We start from the raw sequence: 16725 nt of genomic DNA, 5'->3' as shown, positions 1-16725 counted from the left end.
TCTATTTTTTTTAATTTCTGAGGGTTAGAAAAAGCTTATTCCTTTCAATCTTATCTCCTATTCGAAAGAAACTACCTTTATCGGAATTTACCCCCATAGCGCTAATAGCTTTACGGAGTTCGCGCGCAAAACTATTGATATCATAACGGTCTCCGTTAGCATCTTTAAAAGGTATTCGCACAAAGTCGTAGGACAATAAAGAAGGATCTCTACCAGCCACATTAAATGAAACATCACTGACCAAGCCATTGCGATACCATTCCTGGCATTTGTCAAGTATCCAATCTTGGATTTTTTCAGACAAATAATCTCCACTTTGTCCAATAAATGTCTCCAAATCATAAGGGCTATTTTCATCAACTTCGACCCTTAACAATATTGATCTACCCGTAGCTCTTACGATGTTAAATTTCTCCGTCATTAGGTTTAAAAACGCAGTTAACTGTTGATTCTCATCAAGTGCATTTTCTACTAAACGAGCCATATCGGTAGTCGCAAAAGGCTCCGATTTCAACAAGCCCGAATTGGTCAAAGATTCTGAACTGGAGGTCTCAATGGCCTCTAATAGTATCTCCACACTATTACCATATTTTTGTTCGGCGATAAATATTTCAGCCTCAATGATGATATCAGCTCCGGAATTATCGATAACATTTTTGAAAATCGTTCGCCAATTAGTTAAACCACTAACCTTATTAATTTCGGCGTTACGGAGTTTTTGCACGAAATTTATCGTCGTATAGCCCTCTTTATCAAAAGCTAATCTAATTTCATTGAGGATCGTCCGGTAATTAAAATCGGATTCTAATTTCTCCCGTAAATCTTCGTCTGTTGTGGTCCAAGGAACAACCATAATCGTTGCTCGGCTACCTTGCCCTACCTGCCCTGAAAGTGCAATTGGACAGATGAAAATTAACAATAAAAACAGCTTATTCATTTCTTTAATTTTAGAAACAGCTTAAAAATAAAAACAGCTCCCCTTTGAATTACAACCCAAATCGGGGCAACAATCCTTTGGACCTCATATCTCTTTTTAGAAAATTCAAATCAATGACAACTTTAACTGGTGCTGTAAAATCTGTATTACGGGAAAGTCTTTCAGGAGGGCTGACCAGCCATGAGTTTGCAATGTACTGTTGGTAACGTTCCGTAATTATTTGGTTAATAACTACCTCATTAGTCTCGTTTACCGTAACCAAGGGAGAACGATAGGGTGAGTCAGGTATCCCATTCAACATGATGGCTTTGAAGGCATCTTTAATGCCATTAGCAAGTACCATTTCTTTCTTATTCGCTACTCCCCTACCTGCCAGGCAAATCAAGTCTGGTGTACTTTCATCAAGCTGATAGGTCCAGGTATTCTGTAATGAAGTAACATTTTTAGGCTGGCAAGCAATAAGCGATAGTAGTAATGACAGCACAATCAACATTTTCATCCTTCTCATGACTTTGTTTTTACGTAGTAAGTATCATTACTCTTCAGCCCTGAAAGAATAATGTCTTTTCCTTTCTTGATGGTAGCTGTACATAACTCAGGGCCATTCACTTCTGAAACTTTTATTTCACCTACTTCTTCATTAAAAACCCTTCCTGCAATCTCGCTGGTTTTGTAAACAGTCAACCGATCATTATCCTGTATTCCGTGAACGGCTCCCAGGCCAATAACTAGTGTGCCATTTGTCTGAGCTTGAAGTATTTCTCCCTTAATGGGGAAATAGGTGTCTAAAAATTTTCTTACTCTCCTTCGCATCGAATTGGCAGACTTAGCCATAGCTGCCGCCTCCGTATCACCAGTATCAAAATCGAGAATACTGTTGTTTTCCCAAGTTGCGGAAATCGTCACTAAACTGGTTTCAATGTCAGTAATACGAATCGAAACCTTAAGACCACAACTGTAATAATAACCGCCATTAGAGTTACTCTTCCTCGATACATCACACTGCGTAATCTGGCCAATTAATAGATGGCGAGCACCTCGGCTACGGGTCTTGGAAATAACATCTCCGTCAATAAAATCGACTTGTGACTGTCGCCATTTTTCGTTTTCCAATTCTCCGAAAAATTCGCGTTCGACTACTCCCACCCGCTTACTAGATACTATTTCCTCGTAAACAATGGCTTCTACTTGTTTGGCAATATCCAGCTGATTTTGCTGTGTCACCTTAAAGGGCAGGATACCGATGACTTTAGGAGGAGTCGTTTCCTGAGCGACTAATAAGCTTGCAAACAAAGCTCCAGTTAATAGAAAAAAAAGGTGCTTAAACATCATAAGTAGTTTAGGTCAGTGAAGTATCACTGACAAATGAAAAGAAAAGATTCCTAGCTCAAATTATCCCCTAACTAACCTGTTATCAGGTCTGGGCTAGGGGATAAATTGGTAGCTACCAAATCACATAATTGTTGAAGATATTTTCGGTACGGTTAATCGGCTGTTGACCGCCATTGGTTAGGCGAGATACCGCATAAGACAAGTACTCTTGGATTTCTGAAATGGTTACTTGGTTGTCATTATTGAGGTCGGCATTCTCGTTTTTCAAGCCATTGATCAGGCAGTAGGTGAAGGCACTATTTTCCCATTCGTCGCCTTCGTAGGCAAATTCGACTCCGCTAGCACTTGCAATGACCGTTGCTCCTGACCCCACTCTTAAATCTACAAATAACTCTTTCATCAAATCAAATGATTGCTGGCCTGGAAGTTGTTCCCACCCAGTAGAACGTACTGCTTTAAAGTTTACTTTCCCATTCTCTTCGCGCGCCGCAATGGCTTGATCCATTGCTTTATCATCTAGTTCACCAGCGTGGCAAGCATCCATAAACACCAATTTATTCCTCGCTCGCACGGCCTGCAAGAAGGACTCCAACTCCTCATAGGAAAGGCCCTTTTCTGTAGGGTTAGAGAAATCAACGTCGTAAGTTGCTAAGTAATAGTCAAGGTCTTCATTCAAAAGGCCGTGGGTAGAGATAAAAAAGACAACCTCATCATCAAGAGATGTTTTGGAGAGGGTCGTTTGTAATTTCCGAAAATTAGCAAGGGTGAAATTACTCCCTTCGAGCTTGTGCTCCACTACTGCCGTAAAGTCGCCAGTACGTTGACCATAAAAACTTCTTAAATCCACCAAATCCTTGGTAGCATACTCTAGGTTAAACTGGCTATCCACAAAATCTGAAGTACCGAGGGTTACGATATGGAGCTTCTTGGCAACGGATGCTCCCGTATACTTCACCTCCGCATTATATTTCAAAGAAATAGCACCGCTTTTATTCATAATGTAAGCTTGAATTCGGTTGACTCCTTCTGACAATTCAATACTTTGAGTTCCTGAATAAGATCGCTTTCCTGGCGAGAAGATATCAAGACTCCCTCCCGCTAAAGCTGGCACACCATTTACGGTAATAAATAAACGGCTAAGTGGTTCTGCATTGTCTGTAGCAGTTATTTGGAGTTGAAGGTTTCGACTAGACTGACTAAGAGGGTGTTCCGCAACAGTGATACTTGGTAAACTAACCGTATTACTAAAAGATGCTTCTTCTATATTCAGTTTTTCTAATCGCTTAAGGTAACTACGATGGTAAGCATCAATAAGTAATTTATTAGGATGCTGCCCTTCACCTCGGACAATAGAAGACTCTAACTGTTGCAAGACTAAATCTGGTCGATTAAACTGAACATCAAACTGATCAAAAGGGTAAGCTTCTTTACCATAAGCAAAAGCCACGGCCCGGCTGTCCTTGCGCGATGTGCTGTAGTAGCCGTTTGGTAAAATAGTCACATAATCGTTTTGCCCCTGAACGGGCACAAAACTGTAGAGTTCTTTTACTGCGTCCAAATCCCATACTTTAACTTGCCTGTCCCAGCCAGTACTGATCAGATTCTTACTGTTACTTGTAAAAGCAATTTTACCACTGTGCCCTTCCAATGTTTTCAAGATAGAACCATCGTAAGCATCCCAAACACGGATAGTGTTGAGTGTGTTGCTACTTGCCGCAATCATTTTACCATCAGGACTGAAGATAATGCCCTGTGCATAATCTTCACTGTCATTCAAATAGTATATATCCTGATTAATGCCCAACTCTTTTGCTTCCCGCTTTTTCATTTTCTCCACAAACTCTACCCGGATATTTTGGTTCTCTTCTTCTTTAATTGGCTTGGTAGCAATAGCAACCCGATCCCACAACGGACTTATTGCCGTATACTTTCGGAAGGCAAGCTTTTCTTTAAAGAAAAACTTCATCATGTCCTGGGCCTGTGAACCTTCAGTGGTAGCGCCAAAGGCTCCGCTTATCGTATTCAGTAATACTGTCTTTTTATCTTTTATTACTCCAGTAGATTTCTTGGTTTCCAAATTCAGAAATTCCACTGAGGCGAGATCGTCGCGCCAGGCAGCAGCTCGAGTTCCGTCGGCACTAATGTCTATGTCGTAATATTCTTTGAAGATCAACAAGTCCGCAGCATTGGCAACAATATTGACATTAGTTGCTTGTCTATTAATTCGATCTCTTCGGGCAGCTACAGGGTTTCGCCTTTTTAATAGGCTCGGACTGTCATCACTTTCTTCGTCAGACGCTGTTAAATCTCTGATAACTACTGCTCCTTCTGAAACGGTTTGAGTAGCCTGATCAATAAAGCTAGGTTTTTTCTCAAAAAAGATATCTCCAGAAGCAACCGAATAAAAGCGAATTCTCTTAGGGTCATAGGTGCATACTAAATATTCATCATTGGGTTCAAAAACCAAGTGTACCAATTTTATATTTCCTTCGTCAATTTGGTGAAGTAAAGCTCCAGTACGAGCATTCCACAAAAAGAGTGTTCCACGAATAGAACCTGCAACCGTGGTGGCATTATTACTAAAACTTAAATAATCAAATGTCCCCTGACTGTTCTCTAGTTCAGTTACAAATTCATTGTAAAGTGAATTATAGATATGGATATTTTCTGCTTTGCTAGGTTTCACCAAATAGTGATCCAACTTTGGGCTAAATGCAATAGAATCAAACTTAGGGAACAACGATGGTGCTTTACCATCCGTTAAATTTAAAATTCGATAAGAACCATAATCACGGTAATTAAGCTGTGCGACAGGGAATAAAAACTCCTCATACTCCTGCAAAATAATGGAATCTGTGCTTGATTGACGTGCTTCTACGTTAATAGGGGGTATAGCGGCGCCAAAGGATTTTACTTTTTCTCCCGTGGCAAAATCCCACATGGTCAACTGATCTTCGCGGATACTTCCTGAGCCGCCAATAAACAGGTATTTACCGTCTTTTGTCTGTTCTAAAGACTTGACACCAAATGCATCAAAGTTCTGGTTGTTCTCCAAAGGGCGTAAACGGAAAGTAAATTGCTCCTCTCCTTCTTCAAAATTCCAAACCTTCACTGTTTTGTCTACATGCCCTGTAATAAGCGACTTTCCATCTATACTTAGCTTAGCCGCCGTTACACTCGTAACGTTCGGGTCCGCTTTTAATGTTCCACTGTTGTAATCAACAAAAAGAACAGCTTCTCCTGGCGCTTTACCCACCTGGTATATATTGAGCATCATCGTATTTAGAGCATTCATGGAGAAGCCCTCTTCCATTTGTTCATACTCTTCTTCCTCCATTTTTGATGGGAGGATTGTTCCGCAAAAAACAATCACCTTACTATCAGGGCTAAATATGGCGTTCTTAATTAGAATATTATGATCACTCGGTTGGAAGGTATACTTGATTTCTCCGGTTTCGATAGTGTACAAAAGAGAATCAATCAGGAACAAATCATTCCCAGGAGAAAATTTCATTGTTTTGAATAAACTTAAATAAGGATTTCTATTTGCATTGGACTGTGCTTGTTCTAGCTCAGGCTCAGGCAATTCAAGCGTCTGTATCTTGTCGCCAGATACTCTTTCGGTAATAAAAATTTCATTCTCCTTTAGCTCTGATTTTAATCGACCATCATCACTGTATCGTATAGAAAGTTTTTCCATTAAATCTTCCGTATTAGGAATCCCCGTATCGTTTTTTTCCATGTATTCTTCTATACTAACACGAGAAAGCACCTTCCCCGTTATTACACTTCTGGTATAATAATCTCCGTCGGCAAAGTAGCTGAATTTATTCCCGTCTTCAGAAAAGATTGCTCCACCAATACCTGTATTATTTCCTCGGTACGACCTCAACTCTAATCCTGAAGAGATATCCCATAGTTTTAAAAATTCACCATCACTTGTGGCCATTATTTCTCCATCAGGTGAAAGGATAATTTGCTCAATGACGTAACCTGGGTGCCCAAATTGAACAACAGGATCTGCTTTGATTTGAGCAGTAAGATTACTGGTAAAACCAAGCATCAGAAAAAACAGGGCGATATTTAAAAAGGGTCTCATAAAACTAAATTTGAGTAGGTAGAAAAATAAGAATATAGGAAAGCCGCAAATGGCTCGCATTTGTTTGCAATTTAAGGGATGAAAATGATCAGAATACGCCCAGTTAGTAAGCACTGGACTACATCAAGGGAATGACAAAAGTAGTTTAGGGAAACAAATCAAAAATCATAGGTTGCTAATACCCAAGCTTGCATATTCTGCCAATTAAGATCAGGGTAAAAGTTAAAAAGATAAATCTCTATCTCTTTTTTCTTTTCCTCAGGAGTAGATTCGTTTAAACTTTCCAATAATATACTAATTTCTGCTTTAAGCTCTTCCTCGTCGAGGAAAACAGGCGTAAAATCGCCTACTAGAGTAGCCACTTCCTTTTGTGCATCATAGTAAAAGACCTGGTATTTACTTGCTTCCTGCGGATCAATATCTACCCCTTCCACCTGATATATTTGCAAAGCACTGATCACAAAGTAATCATCATGGTAGGCTAATTTTTTATCTACCTGAGTCCCACTCCATTCATAGCGAAGGAAGAAAAACTGCTCTTCATTTAGAGGAAAAGCGACTTCACCAACCTGAATACTGATCTCATTACCAAAGATATAGTAAGGATTTGCAGACAAATAGGCTTCAAGTGCTAAAATATTGAGAGGCACCCCAGGGCGGGTATCTATCACTGTCTTACACGGTCGCAAATGATATCCTTGTTCATTTATTGATGCTAAACACATGAATGATTTACGGGCTTGGTCTATGACCAGCAGCTTAGCTCCGCTTGAGAATAGTAATTTATCTCCTTTCCGAAACTGACTCCTTCTGTGTAACCACTGATTGCGATTCACATTCTTCACATTGCCTCTTATTGCGACAACAGTATACACCTGCTCGCTAGATGCGAGCAGAACCTCTCTTACCAATGGCTCGTTTTTTGCAAACAAGCTACTAAGCAAAATAGTAAGGGTAAGGGTAAGGGTAAGGGTAAGGGTAAGGGTAAATATAGATTTCATCATTGCGATAGAGTTAAAGGTTCAATAACTGCCAGAACTGAATTTTATCTGCCACTACAGTTGTCAATTGATTACCGAAAGGAGNAAAGGCCAAGTCAGTAAGTGTCTGCCCTGAAAACAGGGTAATTGTCTGCCTTTCTTCTCCTGCCAATGTTAGTACTTTGATCAACCCTCCCTCTCCGCCAAAAGCGAGATAGTCTCCTTTATGCGAAAAAGCAACTGCATTGACTGCCTCTCCACCAGTATTGTTTTTGGCAAAGAGTGGGTAACGAGAAAGAATCTCCCCTTCTCTTGACCATAGAATAGCCTGATTATCCCAGCCTCCTGACAATATATGTTGACCATCTAAACTAATAGCCAGACAGCTTACCCGACTATTATGTCCTGTGAAACTTTGCACTAAGCGTCCTGTCATATCAAAAACTCTAATCAAGTTATCGTAACAAGCAGTGTATAAAAGCTTTCCATCAGGAGCAAATACGACAGCGCTCACTAAATCTCCATGCTCATTTAATGGTATTTTCTTTCCCGTTTTCAATTCCCAGAGAACAGCTAAGCTATCACTTCCTCCTGTAGCAACGTATTGCTCATCAGGCGAGAAGGCGATGCTGTTTATCTCATCAGCTTGATTAAATTCATTGACTAATTCTCCAGATGAATCCCAAAGCAGGGCTTTACTAGCAGCAGCACTAAGGAAAAAAGTCCCCTTTGCGGAAATGGCAACATCATTAATTCTTCCCTCGTGGCCCGTTAAATGCATTACACCGCCGTCAGCAATATTCCAAACTAATACATCTTGAGGACTAGCCAACTCCATGTCTTCTTGATCGAAAAAATCAAAAGGATCTAATGGCTCTTCCGAAATTACATTATCAGCTTTGGTACCAGCAATCAAAATTCCTCCGTCACGAGACATTGCCATACTTGTCGCTTCTCCGGTGGGCATAGTCGTAAACGAGCGAGCTACTTTAGTAGTTATACGCCACACTATCAGTGTACTATCTGCTCCTGCTGAAATAAACGATTCTTCATCAGGAGCAACCACTAGGTCATTAACATAAGAAGTGTGTCCCCTATAATTGGTGAGGGTTTGTCCGCTTCCTCCCCATAAACGAACACTAAAATCATCACTTGCAGAAAGCAAATAATTTAAGGACGGTAGCCACTGTGCTGCATTCACTCTCTTGTCATGGCCTACAAATCGTGTCAGCAAATGGCCATCTATTGTCCAGCTTGCGGTAGTGGCATCGCGACTGGTTGAGGTCAGTATATTTAATACTGGATCAATACTTAGAGAAAGGATACGGTCATTATGGGCATTTACAATGTTCCTAAGTTCGCCATCAAGGCCAACAAACTGGAGTTCACCCATTTCTGTACCTACAACAATACTTTCTCCATCGATAGTAAAGGCAAATGATTCTACGATTATTAAGGGGTCATCAATAATAGTAACAGCACTTTCCTCTGTTAAATCCCACAGTAATAGTCGCCCTTGCAAGTCGCTGGTTAATACTTTTTGTCCATCAGGTGCAAATACCACTTGTTGCACGCCACCTTCGTACAACAAGCTGTATTTCTCTTCGCCATTAGCATCATAAATTCTTAAATAATCATCTTCTGCTGTAGTAGCTAATAGCTTCCCATTCGCAGTAGTAGCAAGTGATGTTATTTTTTCATCAAGAGTAATTGTTTTCAATAATTCCAGGGTTTCAAAATTCCGTAATTGTAACTCTGTCCCCGTAATCAAAGCAAACAAGGGTGTCTCAGGCAAAAGTGTAACGGCCTCTACCGGCGCTGAAAAATGAAGCAGTGTATCGTAAAATTCATTATTGCTATAGATGTCATGAGCTGCTTGGTAAGCTGTTGTAACATCTGTTAGATAGGGCATCGCCTGCCGGATGAGTACCATACTTTTAGTAGGGTCTTCTTTTTCCATGCGCAGTGCCTGGCTTATCAATTCGTTACCGTGTGCCTGACGCTCACTCCTCTGCCAGGAAAAAACGATAAAAACTACCGCCAAGGCAAGCATTCCCATCAAGGCAAATTGCACAAAACGTCTGCGTCTCCTTTTGGTTTGTATTTCCTGCCTTTTCTTACGGCTTTTGCCAAGAAGGTCTTCTTCCTCGCTCGACCATGNTCGCATTCCTTTAGCTCCTTGTTCTACAGTCAGCAGGTCTTCCTCTTCTAACAGTGTTTGCTCAGGATACAAATGATAATCTAGCATTTTTGTCTCCAGTAATCGGAGTGCCCTCTGGCCCGTTTTTTCTGATAATTTGATGGCATTCTGTACTATTGGGGCCAAGGTATCATGGGCCAGTGTGGTATTCTCTTTTCCATCATCACTGAGCAAATAAAGAGATTTTAGTTTTTGAACTAATGCAGGGATGATGCCTTCTTGATGTCTATACTGCTCCATGAGCTGACCCAAAGCTCTACCTTCAGCAGTTCCAAATTCCGTCGTATGATAGTTGAGCACATCAAGTGCTAAGCCCGTACTGACGACGGGAAAGCTGAACTCCTCCTCACTGGTTTTGAACGCCAGCATCTGTTCCTGGAAGAAATCATCAAGAAAGACACCCTGCTTGCGCAGGTAATTATAGTTTACCACTGAAAAAACGGGCGACTCCTGCGTCTTACTGAGGTGCCATAGTTTAGTCAGAAGAATCTGTAATACGGGCGCAATTGGCGAGTTGGTATCTTTCAGTAAATCCGCAGCAATTATCTCAGGTAAACCTTCTTCGATCTCAACATTATATTTCAACCGATGAGCAGTAGTAGAAGCCAAGCCATTTACAATTTCTTCTATATTCTCGCCCGCGAGTTTCTTCAAGAACACCTGCTCAAACGGTAATCCAGCTAGACTAACGGCATCACTAATTTCGGGGTGAAACTCTTTACGGTAACTGAGTAAAATCTTGCCTTTTGGGCGCAGGGAAGGGTTGGCAAAAATGGTTGAAATCAGCGCTAAAAAACCATCTATTTCTTTTCGTCCCAAAACCGATGGCCTCGTAAACACTTCTTCTACTTGGTCAATGATCAGGATAAATGGCTGCTGGGTTTGTTCTTCAATTTCTAACCATAAATCAAGCGGACTTGCTCCTGTTAATGGCGCAGTAAGGCAAGCCTTTGCACACTTTTCTATAGCCTCTATAAAATCATTGGCCAAGCCTTTTTCTCTACTTCTTTCCTTTAATGATACCTGACATTCCACCTTTAGTCGAGGGATGAGCCCAGCATTTAAAAAGGAGGATTTACCGACTCCAGACTGGCCATGAAAAAGCACTAAAGGAGAAGCATTGCTATCCAAAAGACGCTGGTATAAACTTTGAATATATTTACTACGACCAAAGAAGTTACGAGTACCTTTTTCCTCGTATTTTTTCAAAAATTCAAATGGTTCATTTAGCAAATCGTAGCGATCCTCAATTGACGCTAAACCAAAAAGGGGGTTATCGGCAGCTTGGGGTAAATTCCAATGCCGAGTGTCCTCTTTTCCTTTACTAAAGGTTAAAGACCAAGGCAATCGAACGATGGCTTGCCCTGCCAAATGCATATCTTCTCTAAAGATTGCACGATGAAAATCATCAGCATCACCAGCTTTGGCCATCGCCTTTATTTGGTGCACCGCATCATTCCACACCCTTTCCAATCCAAGACCTCGGGTGAGGCCGCGGTAAAAATTCAGCGATAAATTAGTGGCGATATCATCCTGAACAGCAAAAGAAGTACCTATGACCGCGGGTACCCCTAGCTCATTCAAACCTTCGGCAATAGCACTTGTATGACAACCATTGAGGAAAACCAACTGCAAAGAACGCTGACTAGCAAGGAAAGGAACTAGACCTTCACCATGACTAGCCTGCCTAGCGCCTGTATTGTCTTTTAAAAAGAGTTTATTATCCCCAGCATGACCAGCAAAATGAAAAGCAGCGATTCTATCCTGGTATTTTTTTTGTTGAAAAACACGGATAATGGCATCAATGGTAGCGTCATTGATAATTATAAATTCGCAAAGTTTATTTTCTTCTGCCTCGGTCAGAATACTTCTTAGACCAATAGCTTCTTGGGGTAGGTTTCGCAAATAATTATTACTATGAGGAGTTTCATTAGCAATAGCTATAAAGATGACCGGAATGCTCATAACAAATGGATTAGGTGACGCTAACGAAAATTAAACTGTACCGCTCAATTTTTTTAAAAATTCATCCAAACGAGTTTTGCTCGTCCCAATCTGACGTTTGTCACTCATCAGGATGTAGCCTCCGTCTGTTCGATGAAAAGACTCTACAAAATCAATGTTAACAATCGCGCTGCGCGAAACTCGATGAAACTGCGATTTGGGCAACATGCTATAGATAACTTTCATTGTTTTTACCACTAAAAAAGGTTTACTACCCTCACGATGAATATACGTATTTACATTATCTGCAATGCAATACATGATTTCGGGGGTTCGAAAAATCACCTGACCGTTGCCATGTGGGAGTAAGATACGCCCGGGATCTTCGTGCTTTTGAATACGCTGCAAGGCTGCATCTACTGCCCGAACCAACTCTGTAGGCCGAATAGGTTTAAGAATATAGTCAACAGCATTAGAGCGAATGGCCCTAATAGCATAATCATCAAAAGCAGTAGTAAAAATGACTTCAAAAGGAACTTGCTGGACTTTTTGCAGTACATCAAATCCAGACATAGTACCTAACTCAATANCTAAAAGAACCAACTGAGGTCGGTGATTATTAATTTGCTGTATAGCTGCTTCGCCAGTAGCACAAGTGGCTACTACTTCTAATTCGGGACAGTGGCGCTCAATTTTGAGGAGGATATTTTCCATCCCGGCTTCCTCATCTTCGACGACAATTGTTTTTATTCGTTGTTGTAACATTACTGTTGACTGTATGTAATAGAGTAATGAATAATGACCTCTGTTCCGCACGCTTCTCCCTGCTCATTAAACAGGTCCGTGTAGCGAATTTGGGCGCTTTTTTGGTTTTTAAGTGATTGCAGCCTTTCTTCTGTAATGGCCATGCCCCAAGAGGGGCGATCAAGAATAGACTTTGCTCTCAGTTCTTGCGCTTTCTCTCTTCCTACTCCATCATCCTTCACTCTTATTTCCAACAAACTTTCATTTATTCTTAGAATGGTAATCCAGATATTGCCAGGAGCTTGCTTGTTTTGAATACCATGAATAATAGCATTCTCAATAAAAGGCTGTAGCACCATTGGTGCAATCTGGATAGTATCTAAATTTAAAGATTCATCGATAGCAAAATGATAATTCAGGGTGCTGCGCATACGTAGCTTTTCCAAAGACAAATAATAACGTAGTGTTTCCAGCTCCTTGGTCAAACTAATGTGTTTAACTTTAGAGTTATTGAGAATTAACCGGCAAAGTCGACTAAAATCAATAAGATATTCTGAAGCTTCTTCCTGCTCCCCTTTATTCACTAAAGAGTCTATCGCATTTAAACTGTTTGAGATGAAATGAGGATTCATTTGCGAGCGTAAGGCCTCCATTCGATTCTCGAGTTGTTGCTGCAAAAACAAAACTCTTGATCTTTGATAAAGCAACAGAAAGATCGTTGTCAAGGCGATAATGATTATGACGACAGTCGTCAATACCAGGCGTTGCCGTTCCTCTGCTTGGTTCGATTTAAATTGCTCTCGTTTGCCTGCTGCTTCTCGAAAAGACAAACGCGTCAAGTAACTTATTTCACGATTCGCTTCGGTGCTTTTGCTCAATAAAGCCGAGCATCTTTGTGTACCTATATCCGGACAAATCTTAGCAATTGATTCTTCTGCCTTTTGAATATACCTGGCGTTCCCTTCTTGCATACTATGGTCCATAACGAGGTCATAATAATATACCGCTGAATCATAATGAAGTGGTGCCGATTCACTGAACGTAACTGCATGGTTTTGGTGGTTTGCCCCGATCTCATAATAGACTTCCGCAACTAAGTCTTTGCGATTGTCTAAAAGATCAAACAACAGACGCATACTATGCTCATACCAAAATTCATTTTCTGTATTCGAAAACCTTCGGGCGTGAAACGTAGCATAATCCAATTGGGCTCCCCGTTTTTGTTCAAGCGAGGCACTTTCTTGATACAAGGCAATTGCGGCCTCCATTAAAGAGTCTGCCGTGATATAGTTTTGCTGACCTTCGTAAAAAATGGCATAATTCGATAATAACCGCGCGAGCCTATCCTGTTCCTGACAAGTTTGATAAGCTTCGTAAGCTTTGTCATAATAAGCCAATACCGTATCTCTATTTTCCGTAGTGTAATAGCGGATATTCCCCCCCGTGCGATAGAGGTCACCCCAGTCACGACAAAGCGAATCAAAAGGTAACTCCAACAAGGTGAGTACTTTAAAAGCTTCTTGATTATACCCTTCACCAATTGCTTCTTCGTATAGATTATAGTGAATTCGTGCCCTAAGATTGAGTGCACGCACCAGCCAAATAGAAGGCCTTCTCTTCTCCTGTAAATCAATACTAATCTTAACATCGGTTAAAGCTCGCTGCAAGTCTACATTTTCTGGATCTTTTTGATTTACCAAAAATGACTTCCAGTACAACGCTCTGGCATAGACCTGTTGATCATTAGCTCTTCTGCTTAATAATTCCGCTTGTTCTGCTAATGTAAGAGCAAGCTCATGCTGGCTCAAATAACGATCACTGATTAGAGAAAGCAGGAATTGCGCCTGCTTCTCATGATCTTTGATTTCCTCGAATTTTTCCCATACCGATTCCGGTAGTATTGCCTGGTAAGTTTCCGAAGACTCCTGAGTAGAAAAAGTATCATCGACCTCAGACTGGCAAGTCATCAAACCTAATATTAGAACCAGGCTATAAAGTACATTTGACAACCAAAAACTTACTGTTTTTATCTGGCGCTTAATCTGCATCCGCCAGTAAATTCTCCAAACTCGTTAAATAGTCAAGCAAGTTATTAATGGCATCCTGGAGTATTGTAGAAGGAATCAGATTAAAGTCAATAATAGATCGGTAGTAAGCGGCATTTTCAGTCCCATCTGGGCGAGGTCTAAGGTCTCTATTTTCGGCCTTTTTTTCTTCTTTCTTGGCGTGTTCCAAAAGGTCATAAATATTGTGAAGCGTAGCTTGATCTTGAACTACCGCAATCTCAGCAAGGATGATTTGTTCGTAATCATGTACAGAATTGGTCGTAGACATAAAATTTGTATTTTGTAATTTAAGCCTAAGGTAAAAGCTTTAACTGGTAAAAATTTGTAGCATTTAGGGAAAACCAAGTCTGACGATGGGCAATAGCGGTTTGAGTTAGGGAATGTTTTAATACCTCATCAGCGTATTCTTAAAATTATGAAAAAACTGACGAATCTCAAGATTCTCTCCGTCGGAATTAATTATTACCTCAGTGAGAGCATCGCCAATCTCAATGGTTGTGTAAATGATGTTGAAAAACTCAAGGCTTTTTTCATAGAAACCTTAGGTGTCCCATCAGAAAATTACCGGACACTTTTCAATGAGCAGGCCGATCGCCAAGGCGTTATTTCCTCCTTCCGGGATCACTTCAAGCAGCTAAAGTCAGGCGATATTGCCGTTTTTCACTTTAGTGGTCATGGATCATGGGAGCCCAGTTCTGATGAATTTATAGCCGCGAAACTAGAACCTTACGGAGGAAAAACAGAAGTGCTCGTTTGCCATAACAGCAGAATGCCCGACGTATACGACTTGGCTGACAAAGAATTACGTTATTTAATTGCCGAAGCACAACGCAAGGAGAATGGGCAACATATTCCTGGTATACAATTCGTTTGCCTTTTCGATTGTTGTCACTCGGGTTCGATGTTGCGGCAAGATGAATCCGGTTTCAGTGTAAGGATGCACCCTGGTCAGAAAAACAAAAGGCCACTCCATAAATACCTCGAAGGGCAATATCAACAAATGGCCTCGTTACGCTTACCTGAAGTTGATTTCATTGCACTAACGGCTTGTGGCCCTCGTGAATCAGCCCTTGAGGATACCAACGGAGGCATTTTCACCAATGCACTTGTTGATGCTCTAAGCTATTATCATTCCATTCAGCAATCCCCAAGTTACGCAGAGCTTTTTTCCATTCTCCGCGAATATGTTCGTCAACGGACTTCAACCAGCCAGACACCTTATTTTGAATACGCAGGTAATGTTAACCCTTATGATTTATTCCTAAACGCTCAGAGAGCGCAGCAACTTTCTTACCCCGTTTTGTTGCGACACAATGACAAATGGAAGGTCAACCTTGGCGCAATTCATGGTATATTAAGTGAAGTGGTAAAGGATTTACAAATTCCCATTTTCTATGTCAATGAAAAGCTTCAGCAAATTGGAACCTGCCGAGTAATCCGAGTTGAACTAGAACATACGGTAATACACCAAATAGAGATAGCTCCTGCCTACCAACATTTATTTTCTGTAGATACCACTGAATTGACATCTTGGCAAACGGCTAATTTTCAAATACAGGTAGGACTAAACGGGTGGAGGTTACCCGTTGAATTACTCCTCCCCGCGGCTATATCAGCATCTGAAGAATCCAGTTTACAAAGCCTTATTCATCAATCTCCCTTTCTCCAACCTTCTGATAAAGCGCACTATCAATTAAGTCTTCGCTCTAATCATTTGCAATTGAAGGGCCCAAGTAATAAAAATCTAATTGCAATAAATGATTATACACCCGCATCCGATAGAAGCATCTTACACCTGCTTTCTCAAATCAGTAAATGGGAACAACTGCAAAGACTCAAGAACCCATTTAGTCCACAAGTACATCCGGATCAAATTCAAATAAGTTTTGAATACCAGCATTATGAAAAGGGAACAATCTGCATTGATCGTCAATCGGTAGCGGAAGATAACAGCCCTATTGAAGTCGTGTTCAATGCATCCAAAGGGCCTATTCCTTATGCTATCCGCATCAATCATCAGAATTCTACACCACTTTACTTTTACTTATTACACCTTGACCGAACGTTTAGAATCCGGCAAAAGCATGAAAACTACCTCAAAAGGTTTATCCGAAATGATAACCTCTACCTTTATCAATCTATCAACGAGGGTATTGGTTTGGGCATAGCTGACGCTGAGATTAAGGAAATTGAAGACATTTTCATTGTTATAGCGGCTATCAATAAACTAAGTATCCCCTATGCTTTTGAGCAACAGGGACTGGGGAGAAATTTAGGTAAGACGATATCAGTTGAAGCGCTATTAGAGAAAGGACAACACAACTCCAGAGACGATATGCCCTTGACTATTTGGAATGAAGTAGCTTGGACTTCCCGCAAAGTAATCGTCAAAACAATACGTTCTGACGAGTAGACTGTTTTGT

At 40.8% G+C, this 16725-nt stretch carries 10 protein-coding genes; 1 reads left to right on the top strand and 9 read right to left on the bottom strand.

Annotated elements, in window-relative coordinates:
- Positions 1–10: 10 nt before the first annotated feature.
- The 9 genes from A3EU_RS0124175 to A3EU_RS0124135 all read right to left on the bottom strand — a co-directional run bounded on the left by A3EU_RS0124175 (position 11) and on the right by A3EU_RS0124135 (position 14570).
- On the bottom strand, positions 11–937 hold the full coding sequence (locus tag A3EU_RS0124175) for a DUF6175 family protein (protein WP_020538779.1): 927 nt from the start codon (positions 935–937) through the stop codon (positions 11–13).
- Positions 938–986: 49 nt separating this feature from the next.
- Complete coding sequence (locus tag A3EU_RS0124170) at positions 987–1445, bottom strand: hypothetical protein (protein WP_156825888.1); 459 nt, start codon at positions 1443–1445, stop codon at positions 987–989.
- Positions 1442–2269, bottom strand: coding sequence for a CsgG/HfaB family protein (locus tag A3EU_RS0124165; protein WP_083937555.1), 828 nt, complete (start codon positions 2267–2269; stop codon positions 1442–1444). The genes A3EU_RS0124170 and A3EU_RS0124165 overlap by 4 nt, the downstream gene beginning before the upstream one ends.
- A 112-nt stretch (positions 2270–2381) precedes the next feature.
- Positions 2382–6368 carry a caspase family protein gene (locus A3EU_RS0124160; protein ID WP_169433395.1) on the bottom strand — a complete coding sequence of 1329 codons (3987 nt, stop codon included), beginning with the start codon at positions 6366–6368 and terminating at the stop codon, positions 2382–2384.
- Between the two features lie 158 nt (positions 6369–6526).
- Positions 6527–7372: a hypothetical protein gene (locus A3EU_RS34385; protein WP_156825887.1), complete on the bottom strand. Its 846-nt coding sequence runs from the start codon at positions 7370–7372 to the stop codon at positions 6527–6529.
- 10 nt (positions 7373–7382) lie between these two features.
- Entirely contained in the window at positions 7383–11513 is a 4131-nt protein-coding gene (locus A3EU_RS0124150) for an nSTAND1 domain-containing NTPase (RefSeq protein ID WP_020538774.1), read from the bottom strand.
- A 30-nt stretch (positions 11514–11543) separates the two neighbouring features.
- Positions 11544–12257 (bottom strand): LytR/AlgR family response regulator transcription factor, encoded by a 714-nt coding sequence (locus A3EU_RS0124145; protein ID WP_020538773.1) that lies wholly within the window; start codon positions 12255–12257, stop codon positions 11544–11546.
- Positions 12257–14203 carry a sensor histidine kinase gene (locus A3EU_RS33245; protein WP_169433394.1) on the bottom strand — a complete coding sequence of 649 codons (1947 nt, stop codon included), beginning with the start codon at positions 14201–14203 and terminating at the stop codon, positions 12257–12259. The genes A3EU_RS0124145 and A3EU_RS33245 overlap by 1 nt, the downstream gene beginning before the upstream one ends.
- Before the next feature lie 70 nt (positions 14204–14273).
- Positions 14274–14570 carry a hypothetical protein gene (locus tag A3EU_RS0124135; RefSeq protein WP_020538771.1) on the bottom strand — a complete coding sequence of 99 codons (297 nt, stop codon included), beginning with the start codon at positions 14568–14570 and terminating at the stop codon, positions 14274–14276.
- A 147-nt stretch (positions 14571–14717) separates the two neighbouring features.
- Between A3EU_RS0124135 and A3EU_RS0124130 the strand changes: the two genes are divergently transcribed.
- On the top strand, positions 14718–16715 hold the full coding sequence (locus A3EU_RS0124130) for a caspase family protein (RefSeq protein WP_020538770.1): 1998 nt from the start codon (positions 14718–14720) through the stop codon (positions 16713–16715).
- Positions 16716–16725 lie beyond the last annotated feature (10 nt).

This window comes from Lewinella cohaerens DSM 23179 (assembly GCF_000379805.1).
Taxonomy (GTDB): Bacteria; Bacteroidota; Bacteroidia; order Chitinophagales; family Saprospiraceae; genus Lewinella; species Lewinella cohaerens.
This window is presented reverse-complemented; position numbering and strand designations above follow the sequence as displayed.

What these genes read in the sequence shown, in the direction of transcription:
- A3EU_RS0124130 (WP_020538770.1), top strand. Translation starts at nt 14,718, where the DNA reads ATGAAAAAACTGACGAATCTCAAGATTCTCTCCGTCGGAATTAATTAT.
- A3EU_RS0124160 (WP_169433395.1), bottom strand. Translation starts at nt 6,368, where the DNA reads ATGAGACCCTTTTTAAATATCGCCCTGTTTTTTCTGATGCTTGGTTTT.
- A3EU_RS0124170 (WP_156825888.1), bottom strand. Translation starts at nt 1,445, where the DNA reads ATGAGAAGGATGAAAATGTTGATTGTGCTGTCATTACTACTATCGCTT.
- A3EU_RS0124165 (WP_083937555.1), bottom strand. Translation starts at nt 2,269, where the DNA reads ATGATGTTTAAGCACCTTTTTTTTCTATTAACTGGAGCTTTGTTTGCA.
- A3EU_RS33245 (WP_169433394.1), bottom strand. Translation starts at nt 14,203, where the DNA reads ATGACTTGCCAGTCTGAGGTCGATGATACTTTTTCTACTCAGGAGTCT.
- A3EU_RS0124135 (WP_020538771.1), bottom strand. Translation starts at nt 14,570, where the DNA reads ATGTCTACGACCAATTCTGTACATGATTACGAACAAATCATCCTTGCT.
- A3EU_RS0124175 (WP_020538779.1), bottom strand. Translation starts at nt 937, where the DNA reads ATGAATAAGCTGTTTTTATTGTTAATTTTCATCTGTCCAATTGCACTT.
- A3EU_RS34385 (WP_156825887.1), bottom strand. Translation starts at nt 7,372, where the DNA reads ATGATGAAATCTATATTTACCCTTACCCTTACCCTTACCCTTACCCTT.